Origin of the sequence: Janthinobacterium sp. 61 (assembly GCF_002846335.1) — a bacterium.
Taxonomy (GTDB): domain Bacteria; phylum Pseudomonadota; class Gammaproteobacteria; order Burkholderiales; family Burkholderiaceae_D; genus Janthinobacterium.
Map to the genome: position 1 here is coordinate 1,060,963 of NZ_PJMQ01000001.1, position 18,872 is coordinate 1,079,834.

19 protein-coding genes are annotated in these 18,872 nt (G+C 58.3%); 12 read left to right on the forward strand and 7 right to left on the reverse strand.

From position 1 onward, the window contains the following. Positions 1-15: 15 nt before the first annotated feature. The 4 genes from CLU92_RS27370 to CLU92_RS27380 all read right to left on the reverse strand — a co-directional run bounded on the left by CLU92_RS27370 (position 16) and on the right by CLU92_RS27380 (position 2,417). On the reverse strand, positions 16-291 hold the full coding sequence (locus tag CLU92_RS27370) for a hypothetical protein (protein ID WP_143452534.1): 276 nt from the start codon (positions 289-291) through the stop codon (positions 16-18). A gap of 339 nt (positions 292-630) precedes the next feature. Beyond that, a protein-coding gene (locus CLU92_RS05005; RefSeq protein WP_101480986.1) for an IS3 family transposase occupies positions 631-1,718 on the reverse strand; the annotation gives its coding sequence in 2 pieces (ribosomal slippage) (positions 631-1,466 and positions 1,466-1,718; 1,089 coding nt in all). Between the two features lie 39 nt (positions 1,719-1,757). Beyond that, complete coding sequence (locus tag CLU92_RS27375; RefSeq protein ID WP_143452535.1) at positions 1,758-2,069, reverse strand: hypothetical protein; 312 nt, start codon at positions 2,067-2,069, stop codon at positions 1,758-1,760. A 36-nt stretch (positions 2,070-2,105) separates the two neighbouring features. Further along, positions 2,106-2,417, reverse strand: a complete 312-nt coding sequence (locus tag CLU92_RS27380) for a hypothetical protein (protein ID WP_143452536.1) — start codon at positions 2,415-2,417, stop codon at positions 2,106-2,108. Positions 2,418-2,478: 61 nt separating this feature from the next. Here CLU92_RS27380 and CLU92_RS05015 point away from each other — a divergent pair, with 61 nt between their 5' ends. The 3 genes from CLU92_RS05015 to CLU92_RS05025 all read left to right on the forward strand — a co-directional run bounded on the left by CLU92_RS05015 (position 2,479) and on the right by CLU92_RS05025 (position 4,232). Then, entirely contained in the window at positions 2,479-2,796 is a 318-nt protein-coding gene (locus CLU92_RS05015; RefSeq protein ID WP_143452537.1) for a hypothetical protein, read from the forward strand. A gap of 122 nt (positions 2,797-2,918) precedes the next feature. Next, positions 2,919-3,167: a hypothetical protein gene (locus CLU92_RS27385; protein ID WP_143452538.1), complete on the forward strand. Its 249-nt coding sequence runs from the start codon at positions 2,919-2,921 to the stop codon at positions 3,165-3,167. A gap of 390 nt (positions 3,168-3,557) precedes the next feature. Next, complete coding sequence (locus tag CLU92_RS05025; RefSeq protein ID WP_101480989.1) at positions 3,558-4,232, forward strand: hypothetical protein; 675 nt, start codon at positions 3,558-3,560, stop codon at positions 4,230-4,232. 149 nt (positions 4,233-4,381) lie between these two features. Here the strand turns inward: CLU92_RS05025 and CLU92_RS05030 are convergent, their stop codons facing one another. Then, complete coding sequence (locus tag CLU92_RS05030; protein ID WP_143452539.1) at positions 4,382-4,741, reverse strand: hypothetical protein; 360 nt, start codon at positions 4,739-4,741, stop codon at positions 4,382-4,384. A gap of 61 nt (positions 4,742-4,802) precedes the next feature. Between CLU92_RS05030 and guaB the strand changes: the two genes are divergently transcribed. Further along, entirely contained in the window at positions 4,803-6,263 is a 1,461-nt protein-coding gene (gene guaB, locus CLU92_RS05035; RefSeq protein ID WP_071077665.1) for an IMP dehydrogenase, read from the forward strand. Between the two features lie 66 nt (positions 6,264-6,329). Beyond that, the gene (gene guaA / locus CLU92_RS05040; protein WP_101480991.1) at positions 6,330-7,940 is read left to right on the forward strand and encodes a glutamine-hydrolyzing GMP synthase; all 1,611 of its coding nucleotides are present in this window, start codon (positions 6,330-6,332) and stop codon (positions 7,938-7,940) included. 480 nt (positions 7,941-8,420) lie between these two features. Here guaA and CLU92_RS05045 read toward each other — a convergent pair whose 3' ends face one another. Both CLU92_RS05045 and CLU92_RS05050 read right to left on the reverse strand, forming a co-directional pair. Beyond that, the gene (locus CLU92_RS05045; RefSeq protein WP_101480992.1) at positions 8,421-9,716 is read right to left on the reverse strand and encodes an HD-GYP domain-containing protein; all 1,296 of its coding nucleotides are present in this window, start codon (positions 9,714-9,716) and stop codon (positions 8,421-8,423) included. 290 nt (positions 9,717-10,006) lie between these two features. After that, the gene (locus tag CLU92_RS05050) at positions 10,007-10,474 is read right to left on the reverse strand and encodes a helix-turn-helix transcriptional regulator (protein ID WP_101480993.1); all 468 of its coding nucleotides are present in this window, start codon (positions 10,472-10,474) and stop codon (positions 10,007-10,009) included. Between the two features lie 346 nt (positions 10,475-10,820). On the opposite strand from CLU92_RS05050, the gene CLU92_RS05055 reads away from it, so the two are divergent. From CLU92_RS05055 to CLU92_RS05085, 7 genes are all read left to right on the forward strand, one after another. Next, positions 10,821-12,158 (forward strand): sigma-54 interaction domain-containing protein, encoded by a 1,338-nt coding sequence (locus CLU92_RS05055; protein ID WP_373917441.1) that lies wholly within the window; start codon positions 10,821-10,823, stop codon positions 12,156-12,158. A gap of 247 nt (positions 12,159-12,405) precedes the next feature. Then, the gene (locus CLU92_RS05060; protein ID WP_101480995.1) at positions 12,406-12,597 is read left to right on the forward strand and encodes a DUF2892 domain-containing protein; all 192 of its coding nucleotides are present in this window, start codon (positions 12,406-12,408) and stop codon (positions 12,595-12,597) included. A gap of 28 nt (positions 12,598-12,625) precedes the next feature. After that, a complete protein-coding gene (locus CLU92_RS05065) occupies positions 12,626-12,976 on the forward strand; it encodes a carboxymuconolactone decarboxylase family protein (protein WP_101484498.1) in 351 nt (116 codons plus the stop codon). Positions 12,977-13,185: 209 nt separating this feature from the next. Further along, positions 13,186-13,908: an acetoacetyl-CoA reductase gene (gene phbB / locus CLU92_RS05070; protein ID WP_101480996.1), complete on the forward strand. Its 723-nt coding sequence runs from the start codon at positions 13,186-13,188 to the stop codon at positions 13,906-13,908. A gap of 72 nt (positions 13,909-13,980) precedes the next feature. Next, entirely contained in the window at positions 13,981-16,113 is a 2,133-nt protein-coding gene (locus CLU92_RS05075) for a [FeFe] hydrogenase, group A (protein ID WP_101480997.1), read from the forward strand. Positions 16,114-16,271: 158 nt separating this feature from the next. Then, the gene (locus CLU92_RS05080; protein ID WP_101480998.1) at positions 16,272-16,718 is read left to right on the forward strand and encodes an Hsp20/alpha crystallin family protein; all 447 of its coding nucleotides are present in this window, start codon (positions 16,272-16,274) and stop codon (positions 16,716-16,718) included. A gap of 230 nt (positions 16,719-16,948) precedes the next feature. Further along, complete coding sequence (locus CLU92_RS05085) at positions 16,949-18,601, forward strand: sensor domain-containing diguanylate cyclase (protein ID WP_180338432.1); 1,653 nt, start codon at positions 16,949-16,951, stop codon at positions 18,599-18,601. Positions 18,602-18,872 lie beyond the last annotated feature (271 nt).

Here is an 18,872-nt window from a genome sequence, read left to right on the forward strand (position 1 = left end):
AGACGAACCAACTGCTCAGAAGTTGGCGCTGGCGCGCTCACAAAACCCCGAAAATCCCCACCGGCCGCCATCTTTCGGCGATTCGGTCACAGTAAATCCGGCGTACGTTTGCCCGTTGATGCGGTTTATCGTGATTTGAGCATCGATAATGCGTCCATCTAGGACTTCTAGGTCCAATTGCTTCGAGCCAAAGTAATGCTCGCCATCGGTCGTCAGGTCGAAGACTTGTTCTCCGAGATTTACGAAGCGCACTGTCGCCGTTGACGCATCAGGCCCCAGCTTGATGTTCATCTTTGCCTGGCTATCACTCAATCCCTGCGGCGGCGCAAGCCAGCTAGATATCCAAACTGGCATGGTCCCCGCGCACCTCAGGTAGGTCGGCGCAACTTTCGCCTTAGGCGGCGTAGCGTGAGCACTGAAGATGACAGTAAGGAGGAGGGCTGGCAGAGTAGTTTTCATCTGTGGCAAGGTTCGTTTAAGTAGCGCGTTGTACGGCTCGTTTATGACTATCGGCAGCGTGTTCCAAAGCGCGGGGGGGCGTCTAATTTGCCGCGTACAGAACTGTAACTCATCTGACAATTCGTGTCAGACGGTAATCCCCCCATTTTTAGAGCGCGCTAAAAGTAGAGGTTAAGCGGCCATGGCAAGCTTCTGTTTTGGTGTGATGCCGCCAAGTGCCTTGTTGGGCCGGTCGTGATTGTAAGTCCACAGCCAGCGAGTTGCAAAATCCTGGATCTCATCGAGCGTTTCAAACAGGTGATGAGCCAACCAATCGTAGCGCACCGTGCGGTTATAGCGCTCGACATAAGCATTCTGCTGCGGCTGGCCAGGCTGGATGAAGTCGAGGCGAATGCCGCGTTTGGCGGCCCAGGCCAGCGTCCCGGCGCTGATGTACTCCGGGCCGTTATCGCAGCGAATAACCTGGGGTTTGCCACGCCATTCGATGATCCTGTCGAGGGAGCGGATGACGCGTTCGGACGGCAAGGAGAAATCGACCTCGATGCCGAGTGCCTCACGGTTGTAGTCGTCGATCACATTGAACAAGCGGATGCTTCTGCCATCGGCCAGTTGGTCATGCATGAAGTCCATCGACCAGGTGTCGTTGATCTGTGCAGGCACGGCCAGCGGCAGCGGCTTTTCCCGTACCAGCCGATGGCGTGGCTTGATCCGCAGGTTCAGTTCCAGTTCGCGATAGATCCTGTAGACGCGCTTGTGGTTCCATTTAAACCCCTTCACGTTGCGCAAATACAGGAAGCACAGGCCGAAGCCCCAGTTGCGCTGGTTGTTGGTCAGGCGTACCAGCCAGTCGGCCACGACAGCGTTTTCTGCGTCGAGCTTGGCGCGATAGCGATAGCAGGTCTGGCTAATGCCAAAGGCCTGACAGGCCAGTCCTATGGTGGCTGAACGCTGGGCCACGGCCCATTGCGCCATCTCCCGCCGCTGAGATGGCGTTACCACTTTTTTGTCAGGGCCTCCGCGACGATCTCGGCTTGCAAGCGCTCCTCCGCATACATCTTCTTCAGGCGCCGGTTTTCGTCCTCCAGTTCCTTCATGCGGGCCATCAGCGAGGCATCCATGCCGCCGAACTTGGAACGCCATTTGTAGAACGTGGCGTTGCTGATGCCGTGCTCGCGGCACAGCTCTGGGACTGGCGATCCGCCCTCGGCTTGCTTGAGGATGGCAATGATCTGACTATCGGTAAAACGGGACGTCTTCATGTAGAACTTTCAAAAATCTGAATTTGGAAAATTCTACTTTTAAACGCGATCATTTGCTGGGGGAATTACCTCTGCACTTTTGTACATCGCCGGACAGAAATCTTCTTCAAAATCAGCAAAGCCGCCAGGTTCGGCGGTTGACCAAGCCAGGGAAGCTCTTCGGTCTGCGCGCCTCAAAACAACTCTCACCGCCACGGCCATAGCGATGCTATGCCGACGCATATATAGAATGGCGTGTAACGACCCGAGTGTTTCTTCCATATCAATCGCTGAGTTAACGATTGATTCTGAAAGGGTGTCATTCCTTCTATCGGCCACTGCAGAAGGTAATGATAAAAAAATGTTGTTCATTTTTCACCATTTGTTTTATATGTGGATTCACATCAACTACAGGTATCCTACTCTAGAGGAAGTTTCAGATGATAACGGCCACGAACTGGAACTGGAACTGTCATCTTGGGGCACGAGTGCAACCAGCGCGCCGGTTTCTATAAGTTGGCAAGCGAGAGCCGAAGCTTCAATCTTTGCCGCACGCTCCGCTTTGAAAGCGCTGGGTGTCGGGATTTTAATAATTGGTGTGTACTGAATGCCTCCATGAGCGGTAAGCAGGATCATTCCTTGAAACATTCCATCACCCTTTCTGTAACTGGTTATCTGGTACTCATAACCTCTATGTTGCATATTTTGACAGGTGTCCATGGGGCTTCTCCGTCAAGTCGGTTTATAGGAAGATTTGCGAAGTCTTAGATTAGTTCCATCTATGGCATTTGAAAAATATCCTTTTGTAATTACGTCAGAAACAAGCTCGTGCAAAAACCGTTATATTAGTGTTATGTGCGCTGACTACACTCCCAGCCGTAAAGAGCAGATCGAAGAAAGTTTTCGAGCCGGATATCCGCTGCTTGATCTGCCGCCCGACGCATGGCCCGGCTACATGGCTTCTATCTTGCGTGGCTCGCATGAGGTGCCGGGCGAGCTTGAAATCGCTCCCTCCATGTTCGGCATGGTGCCGCACCGGGCAGATCACAAGCTGGCTCGCCAGACGTGGGTTACCGTCCCGGTCAGGCAGCGACAGTGACCACAACGCGAGCCTGCGGGATGGCGTTGTGGTTTGTGGCCTATACTAAAAATGCTCTATGCACGATTAGTTCCATGCTGCCGGTGGTATAGTCGCCACACTTCCAAACGCATGTTATAACCATGTCCACAAGTTCGCCTCTTCCCGCCATGCGCGCTTGCCTGAGCCAACAACATCCCGTTGCAGCTTTGCGCGCCTGCGTTGTGCAATTACATGCGGACGGCATGACGCGCGACGCCATATATTCCGCCTGCCTTGAGTTACAGAGTCTGCTGGAAGCAGAAGGAAAACTGCTGGAATGTGACCATCTGTTTGATGTAATGGACATGCTGACTGGATATTACGTCAGCCAAAATATCGATCTAGACTGATCCATGTTGCTTGCGCGCCGGCCGGGAGTGTCGGCCGGTAGATCAGTTGCTGTCGTTCTCAATGCTGATGATCAACGCCGACGGTCACCCACTGACGCAATGATTCCACAAGCCGGCCGACGAAAAGCACGTGATGATGATCCTGGCTCCTGGCCAGTATCAAGGCTGGCCGGACGATTCTATGGTGTCGGAATAGGATGTTTATCGGCAGTATCCAGCGGAACTGCTTGTCGCGCAGCCCGACCCTATGCAGCCGCGATCCCGTGCAAAAACACCGGCGCCGGCCGCGCCAGCGGAGCAAGGCGGGCTCTTCTAGTTACAAATTTCGCCTTCTGGTTTCCCTTGTCTGGCAATATACTGTGTTTTTGTACAGTATTTTTAAGGTGGCTGATGAAAGCTTGGGCATCAAGGCGGCGAGAGGATGGGGCAGTACTGGCGGCCCCTGCACCGGTAGTAGAGGGCGCCATACTGCTCGAACTGTTGGTGGTCAACGTAACGCTGGAGGGGAATCGACGCCCTTCAAAGGTGGCACGCCTGCAGACGATAGGCGCGCCGCGCATTCTGGCGCAACTGGCCAGGCCCAGGCTGGTGCGGGTGCAGGGATGGAATATTGTAATCAGCGGCATTGAAGTAACGAGAGATGAAGCTGGCCAAGCCCGGGAGGTCGCCCAGACCTGGGTATGCAAACTTTTCGTACCGGAAAACGCTATCGGATTCCGCGTCAAGGAGCTGTATAGATCTGGAGTAGCGCTACCGAAAAAACTTGCGCGCGAGAGCAGTGGCTCGCGCGGGTTGCTTGCTGTGGCCGACGACTACTCAAATGTGCTGCATCGGAACACCACTTGCGCCGAGCTGCGCAGGCACCAGATTTCCACGTTTCCGGAGGGGCGTTTGATAGACTGCCACATCGAGTGGATGTCGGAAGAGTCGTTCGAGTTGGGAGGCTTGTTGTTGCGGGAAGCATTTGAGAGCCGGCCCGAGCAGTTGGAACGAGGCGGGTGGCTGATCGATATCGATCTCAAAGAACGCGAGCTGTCGAAGAGCGAGGCGCGCATGCTGCGATAAAGTCACTCCAGCACGTCTTTTAAGGTCTATTCCACCTTCTTGCAATGATTGCCCGATGACGCCCAGCCAGCCACTCGCTGCGCCTGGTCGACCAGAACGATGACCTGGCCGCCGGCCGCCGTGCTGCCATAGTTCAGCTGCAGATATTCTCAAAGGTGTTGATAGCTGGCGGGCGTGCCGTAGCGGGCGGCGAGGGCGAAGCTGTTCATGCCAATAACGTCGCCACTGCCATTGCGAGCGCTGTCATTTATAGTGCAGGCACACAGAGCTGGTACGATGATGGCTGCAAGTTTATGCCTCATTACCGTCCTTTGAACAATCCTTATCTTATTGTCATCCTTAGCGGCCAGCGACCGTTGCGCCACCTCAGCAAGCAAGTGGCACATGGCGCGAAATACGATAAAAAATGAGGGCGAAATGAGGGCGAAAATGTAGACTTTTCTAGACCTTTCCAGACCTTTTGAAAAATGCAACAGCCGCATTTTCACTATGGCGGCAGTGGTTTGCAATGGTTCAAGACAAAAGCTGATAATTTCTGTATAATCTGCTTTTGCGCCAATAGGAAATGCTATGCGTCTACTTCAAAAAGCACTCACATTCGATGACGTGCTGCTCGTCCCAGCCTACTCCAACGTTCTGCCCGCCGATACGTCCCTCAAAACTCGCCTGACCCGCAATATCACCCTGAATATTCCCTTGCTGTCCGCAGCCATGGATACGGTGACGGAAGCCCGCCTGGCGATCGCGATGGCCCAGGAAGGCGGCATCGGCATCATCCACAAGAATTTGAATCCGAAGGACCAGGCGCGTGAAGTGGCCCGCGTAAAGCGTTTCGAAGCTGGCGTATTGCGTGATCCAATCACGATTCCGCCGGATATGAAAATCCGCGACGTGATTGCGCTGACGGAACAATACGGCATCAGCGGTTTCCCTGTCGTCAAGGGTAAGGAAGTCGTCGGTATCATCACCAACCGCGATTTGCGCTTTGAAAAGGAACTCGACGCGGAAGCTTCCGCCAAGATGACCCCGCGCGAAAAACTCGTGGTGGTCAATGAAGATGCCGATACGGCCGAAGCCAAGCGCCTGATGAACAAGCACCGCCTCGAGCGCGTGCTGGTCGTCAACGACGCATTCGAATTGCGCGGCCTGATCACGGTCAAGGATATCCAGAAGTCCACTTCTCACCCGTTCGCGTCGAAAGACAGTCAGGGCAAGCTGCTGGTCGGCGCGGCCGTCGGCGTAGGCGCCAAGGATGAAGAGCGCATCGACCTGCTGGTCGCTGCTGGCGTCGACGTGCTGGTGGTCGACACGGCCCACGGCCACTCGCAGGGCATCCTGGACCGCGTACGCTGGATCAAGACGAAGTATCCGCAAGTAGAAGTGATTGGCGGCAATATCGCCACTGCTGCTGCCGCCAAGGCGCTGGTGGAATACGGCGCCGATGCAGTCAAGGTCGGTATCGGTCCTGGCTCCATTTGCACCACGCGTATCGTCGCCGGTGTGGGCGTGCCGCAAATCACGGCCATCTCGAACGTTGCCGAAGCACTGGAAGGCACAGGCGTGCCATGTATCGCCGACGGCGGTATCCGCTTCTCGGGCGATATCTCGAAAGCGCTGGCCGCTGGCGCTTCGACCGTCATGATGGGTTCCATGTTTGCCGGTACGGAAGAAGCACCGGGCGAAGTGATCCTGTACCAGGGCCGCAGCTACAAATCGTACCGCGGCATGGGTTCGCTGGGCGCGATGTCCGATGGTTCGGCTGACCGTTATTTCCAGGACGCCACCATGAAGGCCGACAAGTTCGTGCCTGAAGGTATCGAAGGCCGCGTCGCTTACAAGGGCAGTGTGCTGGCGATCATCTTCCAGCTGGTCGGCGGCGTGCGTCAATCGATGGGTTACTGCGGTTGCGCAACCATCGACGAATTGCGCGAAAAAGCGGAATTTGTGGAAATCACCTCGGCCGGCATGCGCGAGTCGCATGTCCATGATGTGCAGATCACGAAAGAAGCGCCAAACTACCGTTCAGAGTAATTAGCGACAGACCAGACCGGCGCCTAGTGCGCCGGTTTTGTAATGACCTCAGATAAAGTCCCCATCATGCATTCTAAAATCCTCATTCTCGATTTCGGTTCCCAAGTCACCCAGTTGATCGCCCGCCGCGTGCGCGATTCCGGCGTGTTTTCCGAAGTCTTTCCGTATGACGTCAGCGACGAATTTGTGCGCAACTATGGCGCCGCCGGCGTGATCCTCTCGGGCAGCCACAACTCTACCCTGGACGGTGATTCGCCGCGTGCGCCGCAAGCCGTGTTCGAGCTGGGCGTGCCTGTGCTGGGCATCTGCTACGGCATGCAAACCATGGCGGCCCAGCTGGGCGGCAAGGTTGAAAACGGCCTGGTACGCGAATTTGGCTACGCCGAAGTGCGCGCCCGCAGCCACACCAAGTTGCTCAACGGTATTGCCGACTTCGTCACCGACGAAGGCCACGGCATGTTGAAAGTGTGGATGAGCCACGGCGACAAAGTGCTGGAGATGCCGCCTGGCTTCAAGCTGATGGGCAACACCCCGAGCTGCCCGATCGCCGCCATGGCCGATGAAGAGCGCCAGTTCTACGGTGTGCAATTCCACCCGGAAGTGACGCACACGGTGCAGGGCAAGGCCATGATCGGTCGTTTTGTGCATGAAATCTGCGGCTGCAAGTCGGACTGGAACATGCCTGACTACATCAGCGAAGCGGTGGAAAAAATCCGTGCGCAAGTCGGCACCGACGACGTCATCCTGGGCCTGTCGGGCGGCGTCGATTCCTCCGTGGCCGCTGCCCTGATCCACCGCGCCATCGGCGACCAGCTGACCTGCGTCTTCGTCGACCACGGCCTGCTGCGCCTGGACGAAGGCAAGATGGTGATGGACATGTTCGCCAAGAACCTGGGCGTGAAGGTCATCCGCGTCGATGCGGAAGACCAGTTCATGGGCCACCTGGCCGGCGTCACCGACCCGGAGCAGAAGCGCAAGATCATCGGCCGAGAGTTCGTCGAAGTATTCCAGGTCGAATCGGGCAAGCTGGTCAACGCAAAATGGCTGGCGCAGGGCACGATTTACCCGGACGTCATCGAATCGGCCGGCAAGGGCAAGAAAGGCCAGACCATCAAGAGCCACCACAACGTGGGCGGCTTGCCGGACACCATGAAGCTCAAGCTGCTCGAACCCTTGCGTGAATTGTTCAAGGATGAAGTGCGTAAGCTGGGCGTGGCCCTGGGCTTGCCGCATGACATGGTCTACCGTCACCCATTCCCGGGCCCGGGCCTGGGCGTGCGCATCCTCGGTGAAGTCAAGAAAGACTACGCCGACCTGCTGCGCCGTGCCGATGCCATCTTCATCGAAGAACTGCGCAACACGCCTTACGAATTCGTCGCCGGCCAGGCCGTCGACCCGGACGCGCTGCCAGCGAACTGGTACGAGGCTACCAGCCAGGCTTTCGCCGTCTTCCTGCCCGTCAAATCGGTGGGCGTGATGGGCGATGGCCGCACCTATGAATACGTGGTGGCCCTGCGCGCCGTGCAGACGCAAGACTTCATGACGGCCCACTGGGCGCATCTGCCGCACAGTCTGCTGGGCAAGGTGTCGAACCGCATCATCAATGAAGTACGCGGCATCAACCGCGTCGTCTACGACATTTCGGGCAAGCCGCCGGCGACCATCGAATGGGAATGACGAGTTCGCTTTAACTGATTGACTTAAAGTGAAAAACATATGGCCCTGGATCATTCAAAGAGAATTATCCAGGGCCATTTTTTTGATGTGCATTCGCTTGATCATCTCAGCGCACATGCGCTGAACTGGACAGGCATCGTTTTACCTGGTCTTGTCGACCTCAGACCAATGGCAAGGCTGAACGCTTCATTCCATCGGCGCTGTGCGAATGGGTCTATGGCTTTGCCTGCCAGAACTTGCAGGGGCGTTTGCGCATGCTCAAGGAATGGAATCATCACGACAAATGGCGCCCGCCACATCAGGGCGTTGCTGGCAAGGCCCCGATGTCACGGCGCAGATCCTGTGCGAATAATTTCTTGCAATTCCACATATTCTTTGAGAACAGGCTGCGTAGTCATAGCGAGGATTGGCCTGTGCCGCCGCGACGCAGGAGAGAGTTGAAACTTGCGGATATCTTGCTCGAATTTCAAGCACGCGCCGCTACTTCATCTGCTGTAACTGCACCAGCAATCCATTTAGCGCACCTTGCGCCGGGGGGCTCAGTTGTGGGGAGCGCCGGTCGATTTCATTGGCCAGGTCGGATGCCAGCCACTCCAGTTCGTCGAGCATGTGGCGTAATTCTGCCAACATATCGGGGTCATCCTGGGCAATGACAAGCATGCTCGCCATGCTTTCCGGGTCGAATCCTGCCTGTAAAATCAAGGAGCGCATGGTGGCCATGCGTTCGAACAGGAATTCCAGTGCCGTGGTGTCGGGCTTTGCAGGGGCAGCTTCCTGCCTGATGATGCCACGCAAGGTGATCCACGTTTCCAGCAATGCAGTCATATGCTCCACCTGGGCAGTTGCATTGCGGGCCGGCCGCATATTCTGTGCATCGGTGGTGGTAATGTGCAGCAGGTCGCGCAAGGCATTGACGATGTTGCTGTCAAAGCGCTTCTGACCGAGCCTGAACAGCATCTCCACACGCAGAAGGTCAAAACGCCGGATGGCGGTCTCCGCGACGTCGGCGACCGCCAGCACTCGTGCGGGCATCGCTATGCTGTCGCCCTGCAGGGCGTTGGGATAGCCGCTGCCGTCGAGTCGTTCATGATGCTGCAAAATGGCCAGGGTGGCATCGTTTGAAAAACCGGACAAGCCTTGCACCAGTACATGACCCGTGATGGGGTGGACATGGATGTACCGGCGTTCGTCTTGGGTAATGTCGTGCTCAGCAACAAGTATTTCGGGGTCGGTATGCATCTCGCCGAAATCGTGGCAAAGTGCTCCCAACAGGATGGCGGCCCGTTGCCCCTCGGGCAGATCGAGGCTCTGCGCCAGGGCGAAGGCGATCAGTGCCGTATGTATCGAATGCATGAACAGTTCGGGCCGGCGCTCGCGCATGACCGTCAGGCGTAGCATGACCTCCGGCGCGAGCTGCATGCTGGAGAGCGCTTGTTTCATGGCGTGCGGGTCGCCCGTCCGCGTCAATATGCGCCGATAGACAGCTTCATGTTTGACGACACTGTCCAGCTCCATCACGAGGCTGTGCGTATTGACCGGATGCTTTGCCGTGAGCATGCTGTCCAGCGGTGCCGTGAGGCGGTGCTGGGTAAGCCGGTTGAACAGACGGCTATCGATACGTGTGCCCTTGGCAACCAACTTCATGCCATTGCTTTCGAAGATGTCCACATGGGCGATCACTTCCTGCGTGTCGCCCACTTGCGTGACGGCGCGAATATAGTGCGGATTTTCGTCTGGCGGAAAGGAGAGGCGGATGTCAGGAACATTTTTGTTCATCAAAGTACCTCTGTGCAGAAGGAAATCCACAGGCCGGACATATGCGACACTCTGCCGTGCATGGCGCCTGCAATTGTTTCTAGTAGGACACAGTATGTGCTTGCATGTGTACACCAGGTACTGCGTAAACTCTCAGTACTGTGTGGCAATTACATGGCATTTAATGTAGGGGAACACCTGCATGCGCCGACAGTTTGTTGTCAGCAGCCCCCGGGATCTCCCAAAGCTGACTATGCTGTCGCCGGCGCACCTGGATCTGCGGTCCACTTCAGCCGCAGCGACACGGGTGTTCAAGGTGTCGTTGAATGCTCGTCAGAAGCGGGCAGGGCTGGTTTGACTGCGGATGCGGCGCAAGCCAGGTCCTTCTGGCGCATGGCATCAAGGCCCAGATGTACCAGGTCCAGCACTTCCATCTCGACGGTGCTGCCATTTTGCATGGCCAGTCGCTTTACGACGAAGGCAAGCGCGGGGGGAAGTTCCAGGAATTTCAGGATCAGCCCCCCTCCGGCCGGCACGGGAGGGTCGATTTGTGTCCCTCTTGCAACAGGTAACGTCCCGTGCACGAGCCAGGCGGTGCTGACGCCGAGCGCTGCGGCGATCTTCTCTGCCGCTTCCGGCCGCAGTTTGGCTTTTCCTGATTCGTAGCGATAAAGCTGCGTTGGATTGATGCCCGCCAGTTCGGCAAGAAACACTTGCGAGATACGCAGATTTTCGCGGCAGTTTTTGATCCGTTCAGAAACATGGGTGTCGCCAGACATACATTTTGCCTTTCAATAGACAGCGTTCGTAAATGACCGGCTGTCGCGCACTTGTCAGCGGAGTGATGAACGGTACGGTCACGCTTTTCCAGCGACAGCCTGGTCACCAGCATGAATTTTACCGCCTGGGCGTGCCACCGCGGCATCTCCTTGTCTGGATAGGGGCCGGTTTGTGTTGACGAGATAGCCAAGGCTCATGCTAGTGCCGCTCGCCGGCGATTGACCATGATCTACATCACTGTTCTCGTTCGTGCCAGGCCTCAGGCCCCAGTCTCCCAGGCAGTGGCAGTGCCACTTGACGCATTGGCAGCGCTGCGACAGTATGGCTGCACAATGAGGAGCCAGCATGTCAACGCCAATGCCAAAGCCAGCGGTTACCAAGATCGAGCCTTCCCCCGGCGCGCCCATGGTGCAGTCCTTGATCTCGTTTCTCGAACACGAGGTCCAGCCGATTATCGTGCTCGACCCCAATTACACCATTCTGGCTGCGAACCTCGCTTACCAGCGGCAATTTGGCAGCATCGGCCAGCCGGTGACCGGCCACAAGTGCTACCGCATCTCGCATCACTACGATGCCCCTTGCGACCAGGCCGGTGAACATTGCCCCATGAAGAAAGCGCGGGAATTGCGCGGACCCGACCGTGTGCTGCACATCCACCATACGCCGCGGGGCCCCGAACACGTCGCCGTCGAACTGCGTCCGATCTTCGATGCCGGCGGCACTATTACCGCGTATGTCGAGCGGCTGGAAGTGGTGCGCAGCGCTTCGGCCAAGCCGAGCGAGGAAGGGCTGGTTGGGTGTTCCGCGCCATTTAACCGGGTGCTGTCGGCATTGCAGCGGGTGGCGCCCTCGATGCTGTCGGTGCTGCTGCTGGGCGAGTCAGGCACCGGCAAGGAACTGTTTGCGCGCGCCGTGCATGAAAGCAGCACGCGGGCCGCAGGACCGTTCGTCGTGGTCGATTGCTCCGGACTGACCGAAACGCTGTTTGAAAGTGAATTGTTCGGGCACGAAAAGGGCGCCTTCACCGGCGCGACCTCGCGCAAACCGGGGCTGGTCGATACGGCGCAAGGCGGCACCTTGTTTCTTGACGAAATAGGCGACGTGCCCCTTTCCATGCAAGTCAAGCTGCTGCGCCTGATTGAGTCGGGCACTTACCGGCGCGTGGGCAGTGTCGAGACCCAACATGCGAATTTCCGCCTGGTCGCCGCCACCCACAAGTCGCTGGAACACATGATGGCGCGGGGCGAGTTCCGGCAGGACTTGTATTACCGCATCAGTGCCTTCCCCATTGCCTTGCCGCCGCTGCGCGAGCGGCCGGACGATATCGCGTTGCTGGTGCAGTCATTCCTGCGCCGCGCCGGTGCGGGCAAACGCCCCTTGACGATAGACGCCGATGCCATGGCGCAGCTGCAGCGGCGCCCATGGCCCGGCAATATCCGCGAACTGCGCAACGTGCTGGACAGGGCCAGCCTGTTCGCCGATGATGGCGTGACCCGCGTCGAGCAGCTGCTGGCGGCACCGGTGGAGCAGGGCGCCTCGTCAGGCATGGCGCTGCGCGGCGCCAGCATACCGCTGGCCGAGGTGCACGCCACCTTCGGCGGCACGCGCAAGGAACTGGCCGCCCACCTGGGCCTCAGCGAGCGCACCTTGTACCGCCGCCTGAAAGCGCTGGGTATCGCCTAGCGGGAGCCGGGAGCGATGGCCGGCCGGGGCCTGGCGGCACTGCCATGCTGCCAGTGTGGCAGTGCCGCCGGTCGAATGGCAGCGCGCTGCTGCCTGCCACATCGTCCCAAGTCCCTGTTTTCTATCCATTCCTCACCTCGTGTAACGCTGGCATGAAATATGCTCAGATGTAGCATGACGCGTACCGGGAATGAGGGCGCGCGTCTCTTGTTGTCATCGCGACGATCAACCATTGAGGAGCAAGACCATGAACGCGAACGTCGGCAATATCGATCGTGCCATTCGGATACTGTTGGGGCTGGGCCTGATCACCGCCACCCTGGCTGGCGCCATCGGCGTCTGGGGCTGGCTGGGCGTCATTCCCCTGGCGACAGGCATCTTCCGCTTCTGTCCCGCGTATCTGCCGTTTGGGATTCGTACCTGTGCGGTGAAAAAATGAAACTGGGAAGGGAGGTGGAAACATGATCATGCATGCTGGCGGCTATCGCGCATTGACGCAGTCGGTGTCACAACAATTGGCGACCCTGCGCACCGATATTCCCGACGTGATGAAAGGCTTTGGCGATCTGGCGCGCGCGGCAACGCGCGATGGTGCGCTGGACAAGAAAACCAAGGAGTTCATCGCGCTGGCCCTGGGCATCGCGGCCCATTGCGATGCCTGCATCGGATTTCATGTCCAGGCTCTCGTCAAATTGGGCGCTACCCGGGCCGAATTCGAAGAGACCCTGGGCATGGCCATCTACATGGGCGGCGGGCCGTCGGCGATGTATTGCGCCAATGCGCTGGCGGCGTTCGAGGAGTTTTCCGTTCCTGCGTGAGCCGCATGCTGCTGCCGCGCATCGCCTTTGGCCTCAAGCCGCAATGTGTCACTTTAGTCTCGCAGCGATTGATCTATGTCATGAAGGGCCAGTGACGTGACTGCCCGCAGTCGCGTACATTGGCCGGTAGTGGCCACGCTTGCCGCCATGAGCGTGTGGGATTAAGCTGCCGCAATATCGACCGGATTGCCACCATGGGAGTAATTTTCATGCAACGAACCGCACTCGTCACTGGTGGCACCCGAGGCCTGGGCAAAGCCATTTCGCTCGCATTGCAAGCAGGCGGTCACCGGGTCGCCGCTGTCTACCACAGCAATGCGGACACCGCCGCTACCTTTTCCGAGGCCACAGCGATTCCCGTATTCCGATGGGATGTCAGCGATTTCAACGCCTGCCGCGACGGCATTGCCGCTGTGGAACAGCAACTGGGACCCATCGATATCCTGATCAACAATGCCGGCATCACCAGCGATGCGCTATTGCACCGCATGGACCCGGATCAGTGGTGGCAGGTCCTCAATACCAATCTCGGCTCGATGTTCAATATGTGCCGTCATGTCATGGAAGGCATGCGGGCGCGCGAGTTCGGCCGTATCGTCAATATCAGTTCGGTCAATGGAGAGAAGGGCCAGCTTGGGCAGGCCAACTACGCCGCCGCCAAAGCCGGTATTCTCGGTTTTAGCAGGGCGCTGGCGCTGGAGGGTGCGCGCAAGAAAATCACGGTCAACGCGGTCGCTCCCGGCTATTGCGATACCGACATGGTGGCCGAGGTCGCCCCCGATGTCTTGCAAAAAATCATTGCCGGCATCCCCGTTGGGCGGCTCGGCACGCCCGAGGACATCGCGCGCCTGGTGGCATTCCTGGCCGACGACGCCAGTGGCTTCATCACGGGGGCAACCTTTGATGTCAATGGCGGCCAATACATGGGCTAGCGCTACCCGTAGCCGCGCATGCCGCTTGACGCGGTGCAGCGGCGTCTTTGCGGTAGGCCGGGGGTGGCTCGCATGATCTCGCTGACGGTCAATGGGCGGGCTGTTGACGTCGAGGAAGGCGCGACCTGCCTCGATGCCGCCAGGGAGGCAGGCGTGCATATTCCCACGCTTTGCTACTATCCGCGCTTGCCCACTCATGCCGTGTGCCGCATGTGCCTCGTGCATGTCGCAGGCCAGCCGCAGCTGCAGCCGGCCTGCATCACGCTGGCAAAAGCAGGCGACGTTGTCGAGACGGCATCGCGCGACCTGCAAGCATTTCGCGCAATGGATGCACAATGGCTGCTGGCGCGCCATCCGAACGATTGCCTGCGCTGCGAAGTCAACGGGTCTTGCCGCTTGCAAAGCCTGATCAGCGAAAATCAATGGGAAGAGCGCTGGGAAAAGATGCCGCGCGGCTCGGTGGCGCATCCCGAGCACCGCTTGATCGATCATACCTCGCCGAGTATCTGGCGCGACCTGTCCAAATGCATCGAATGCGGCCTGTGCGTGGAAGCGTGCGGCGCGTCGGGACAGCAGCAATACGTGATCGGCTTTGCCGAACGCGGCTCGGGGCGCTTGCCGGTGACTGTGTTTGACCATACCCTGGCCAATACTCAATGTGTTTCCTGCGGTCAATGTACGCTGGTCTGTCCCGTCGGGGCGCTCGTCGAGACGCCGCACTGGCATGCGGTGCTCCACACCCTGGATGCGCACAAGCGCGTCTCCGTGGTGCAAGTTGCGCCCGCCACCCGCGTTGCCATCGGCGAAGAATTCGGCATGCAGGCCGGCAAGGTCAGTACGGGAAAAATGATCAATGCCTTGCGACAACTTGGTTTTGACTACGTGTTCGACACCAATTTCGGCGCCGACCTGACGATCATGGAAGAAGCCAGCGAGTTGCTGGCGCGTATACAAGGGCAGGCAGGAAACGCGCAGCCCTTGCCCCTGTTGACTTCCTGTTGCCCGGGATGGGTGAACTGGGTGGAAATCAACCGGCCCGACCTGCTGGACCACCTGAGCACGACCCGGTCGCCGCAGCAAATGCATGGCGCCTTGACGAAGCGCAGCGCCTTCGCGCGCACGCTCGGTCCCGCCTTTGCCGAGGGCAGGGAGGAGCCTTACGTGGTCAGCGTCATGCCCTGCACGGCCAAGAAGGATGAGGCGGTCCGGCCCGGCCTGTCCGGCGATGTCGACCATGTCCTGACTACGCGGGAACTGGCCAGGATGATCAAGTCGCGCGGCATCGCCTTTCATGCGCTGACCGACGATGGCGCATTCGACGACCCCTTGGGGGAAAGCACGGGTGCCGCGCAGATTTTCGCCGCGTCGGGCGGCGTCATGGAGGCCATGCTGCGTACCGCCGCCTACTTGCTCGGCAGGCCAGAGCCGCTGGCGCTGGCGTGGCTGCCACTGCGCGGCATCGGGCCAGGGATCAGGACAGCGCAGATCGCCGGCTTGGGGGCGGTCGCCATTTGCAATGGCATCGCCGCGGCACAGCATCTGCTGGAGACAGAGGCCTGGCGCGATCAATTCGTCGCCATTGAGGTCATGGCCTGTGTCGGGGGCTGTCTGGGCGGCGGTGGCGAGCCCAAATCGATGGATCCCCTGGTGCTGGACAAGCGCATGCGGGCGATTTACGCACTCGACGAGCAGGCAGCGCAGCGCAGTGCACATGAAAACCGGGCCGTGCAAACCTGGTACGCCACTGAGCTGCAGGAACCCCATGCCGTCCAGGCGCGCGCGCTGCTGCACACAAGCTATGCCGCGCGCAATTCCAGGCGCCTGTTGTTGATGCAATTTCTCGATTGCGTGGACCGGCGCGACGGCGCGCAGGCGGCAGCCTTGCTGCATCCTGATGCGTGGTGGTCGACGGCGTCACCATTCGGCGACGTTCACGGCGCCAGCGCGATCCAGGCGCTGATCGATACAAAGTTGCCTCCACGCAAGTATGGACCGGCGTTCGCCCGGCACCGGATGGTATCGGTCGCCGATGTGGACGACCTGGCCGTCATCACCCCGATGGGCGAGCTGTGCAGCTTCAGCGTGGAGGTTGACCGCAGCCAGTCACCGATGGTGATCAGCAGGCTGGTGCGCACCATGCGCCAGGAATGCGTTCTGTTGTCAGCTGCTGCAGATCCGGCCCTCCTGGCAAAGGGAACGGGGTGAGACAGCGGCTTTCCGTGGTGAAATGGCTGGCGCCGCCGCGCTTTCCGGCATAAGGATCCTTGCGCCGTTTGATGTGCATCATTCATTTTCCTGTAGCAAATCAATATCATAAGTTCAAGCATCTATCCGGGTGCCGGTAAAAGGGAGGGAACATTGTCATGGTTAATCGTCTGACTCGATTCGATCCATTTTCTGACATCGCACGCTTCGAACCCCTGAACGGCATCGAGGACTGGTTTCGCGATTTTCAGCTTCGACCCTCCTTGCGCGACTGGAATGTGGAGCCGCGCATCAAGATCGATGTGTCGGAAACGGATGTGGCGTATACCGTGAAGGCGGAGATTCCCGGCGTGAAGAAGGAGGACATCAAGGTGGACGTCGAGGGCGGTGTCGTGTCGATCACGGCCGAATTGAAACACGAGAGCGAAGTGGAAACCGGCAAGTTGCTGCGTACGGAGCGTACATACGGCGAACAGCGCCGCAGTTTTACGCTGGCGCAGGATATCGACGATGCCAAGGTGGTCGCCAGTTATGCCGACGGCGTGCTGACCCTCAGTTTGCCGAAAAAGAGTGGCAAGGCAAGCCAGCACATCCCGATCAGCTAGGACTGTTGCGCGGCGGGTATGAGGCTGTCCTGACATGCGCGCCAGCGTAGGAACTGCATGCCGGGATGCAACAGGAACGTTGCCGGGGGAGGGGGCGCCGCATGCTGCATCCCATGTGGGCAATGTGGCTGCGACGAGCCACCGGGCACTTCCAGTGACGCCAGGGCCGCGTTCACCGCGCATCGTTTCCGTCTTGCTGCATCTGTATGCCGAGTGAAAAGGGCGAGTCTATGTCTGCTACGGTGCGTTCTGCCACCCATCCAGGGTGGATTGTTTTCCGGAAATTTTCCCTGGTCGCGTTGGCGGCTGGATGTGTAGTGCTGGCATGCCTTTTTATCCTGGCGATCCAGTTGTCGACGATATGGCGCGCGCGCGAAGTGCGGTTGCACGAGGCGGGCGACGCGGCTGCGAATGTCAGCCAGGCGGTCGCACAGCATGCCTATGACACGCTCAAGGAGGTCGATACGCTGTTGCTTGGACTGGTCGAGCGCGGCGACATTTTGGGGCCGTCAGACATCGATCGTTCCCGCATGCAGGCGCTGTTGAGGAGCCGCGTCGCCGAACTTCCCCAATTGCAGGCAATCGTCGTGTTTGCCGATGACGGCAGGGCGCTGATCAGTTCCGGTACGGGCATGCCAGTCCATTTCGATAGCGCAGACAATGAATATCTTGGCCACCATCGTCAGCAGAATGACTTGCAGCCGTATATAGGGATGGGGGTGGGAAACCAGGCAAATGGTGACTGGATCATGGCAGTGTCGCGCCGAATCAATCTGCCCGACGGGCGGTTCGGCGGCGTTGTGCTGGCCACCCTCCGCCTCGACTATTTTAGAAAGTTCTACGAAGAGTTTTCCATCGGCGAGCAAGGGGCGATCCTGATGCAAAGCGCTGCTGGCCGTATCGTGCTGAAAAGGCCATTTGATGGTGACCTGCCAGAAATTGAGACACGGCCATCGACTTTCTTTTCGGAAGCCCTGGCGGCGGTGAAGCTCAAGGAAACGCGCGCCAGCCAGGGGCAAGACGGGAAATCAAGGATCATCAGCTATCGTAAAATCACCGACTATCCATTGGTCGTATTGACTGCCTTGTCACAGGATGAAGCCTTGAGGGCCTGGCGTAATGATGGCTGTCTGCAAATTGCGGCGTTGAGCGCCCTGATCCTGCTCATCGGATTTTTGGGCTGCCGCATGATCAGGCAGCTGACTTCGCGCCTGATCATCGAGGAGGAATTCAAGGAGTCGAGCGATGAATTAAAAGTATCCAACCAGCTTCTGACGCACCTCGCCCTGCAGGATGGATTGACGGGCTTGGCAAATCGACGCAGTTTTGATGACGCATTGACTGTGGAGTTCAGTCGTGCCCAGCGCGCGGGAAATTCCCTGGGCCTGATGATGGTCGATGTTGATTTTTTCAAGCAATATAATGACCTTTATGGCCATGTGGCCGGTGATGAATGCTTGAAGAAAATTGCCTGCGTGGTCGCCACAGGCATGCGCAGGGCGGGCGATATGGCGGCACGCTATGGCGGCGAGGAAATGGTGTTGTTATTGCCAGGATCGGATATCGCCGGAGCCGTATCGCTTGCGGAAACCATACGTCATGGCATAGAGAGTTTAGGCATTTCCCATCTTGGCAGTCCCCTGTGCAAGGTGACTGTAAGTATCGGGGTGGCGGTGTTCCCCCTGATTAAAATGGATACGATGGCCATTACCCTGCTAAATGCTGCCGACCATGCCCTGTACAAGGCCAAGGCCTCGGGGCGCCATAATGTATGTACCTGCGATTCGCGCGAAAAGAAGTTCTTCCGCAGCAATGCCGTTGAAATCAATGAGAACTGGTGCCAGGAATATGTGGCACAGGCAGACGTGCGTTCGGAACGTTAGCGACGGCTGCCAGGCAGATCCGCAAATGGCATGAGAACCAGCTTGTCCATCGGGCGAGAAAATTCCAATATATAACATTCTATTTTTGATAACTGTGTTGTTGTCAGGCTCAGTTATTCGCCTCATTGATGTAGATCATTCATCTGCCGTGACTGTACCTATTTGGAACGATACAGTACACATCAGCAAGCACCCCATTCACCCTTCCCCAGCAACGGCTTGGGTCGACCCAAGGCAGAGCCCAGCACAGCGGGCATATGCACAACGATAG